Genomic DNA, 1,103 nt, shown 5'->3' with positions numbered 1-1,103 from the left:
CCTAGTCCGTTGAACCGGATGAATTGCACCGGATTCGCCGCGATGGATCGGAGTACTTCCATTTCAACGGAAGCGCCTGCTTGTTGTATTGACGTATGTAACGCATGAGCTTTTTGTCGAGATCCTTGGTGCTGGTGAATACGCCTCGCGCAATGACGTCGCGCTGGATGCGGGCAAACCAGTTCTCGACCTGATTCAGCCATGACGAATACGTGGGGGTGTAATGTATCGAGACCTTCGGATGGTCAGCCAGAAATGTTTGAACAGCGTCGGTTTTGTGGCTGCTCACGTTGTCGCAGATCACGTGAATCTCCTTTTCGCGTGGCTGCGCCGACACCACCTCGGTGAGGAACGCGACAAACTGGGCGCTGGTGTGGCGTGGCGCGGTTTTGCCGAGCACCTCACCGGTGGCAACATTCAATGCGGCGAACAGGCTCAGGGTACCGTTGCGTTTGTATTCGAAGCCATGGCTCTCGGCGCGCCCGGGCGAGAGCGGCAGCATCCGGTCCTTGCGATCCAGCGCCTGGATGGCTGTCTTCTCGTCCACGCAGAACACCACCGCATGCAATGGCGGATTGAGGTACAGCCCGATCACGTCGGCTGCCTTCGCCTCAAAGTCAGGATCGTTGGACACCATGTGCGTATCGAGACGATGTGGCCGAATGTCGTGCTTGCGCCAGATACGTTGCACGGTCATGAAAGCCATGCCCAGCTGTGCCGCCAGTTTGCGGCTGCTCCAGTGCGTCGAGCCGTCGGCAGGCTTGCGTCGCAGCGTGTAGTCGAGCACTCTCGCTTCAAGACCCGCGAGGTCAGGTCGCGGCGCGCGGCCTGGATGTCTGCCGTACAGGCCACCCAGGCGCTCACTTGTGAAGCGCGTTTGCCACGTTGTGATGAAACGCGAATCGCAGCGCAATTCGGCCATGATCGCCGCGCGCGAGGCCCCTTCGTCGAGCAGCAAGATCAATCGCGCACGCCTCACCTGGCCAACGGCCATCGTGCGGCTGCGCTGCATCGACATCAGCTCTTCGCGCTCGGTTTCACTCAGATTCATTTTACCCATGCACTATTAGATCAGTGCAATTTTAATGGTTCAATGGACTAGC

Annotated in this window: 1 protein-coding gene; it reads right to left on the bottom strand. The window is 58.7% G+C overall.

Features of this window, described 5'->3' with window-relative positions:
- Position 1: 1 nt before the first annotated feature.
- Entirely contained in the window at positions 2-1,060 is a 1,059-nt protein-coding gene (locus tag BMI01S_RS37695; RefSeq protein ID WP_042293584.1) for an IS630 family transposase, read from the bottom strand.
- Positions 1,061-1,103 lie beyond the last annotated feature (43 nt).

Origin of the sequence: Paraburkholderia mimosarum LMG 23256 = NBRC 106338, from assembly GCF_000739815.1 — a bacterium.
GTDB classification, from domain to species: Bacteria; Pseudomonadota; Gammaproteobacteria; order Burkholderiales; family Burkholderiaceae; genus Paraburkholderia; species Paraburkholderia mimosarum.
The sequence above is the reverse complement of the archived record's forward strand: the minus strand, read 5'-3'. Positions and strand labels throughout refer to the sequence as shown.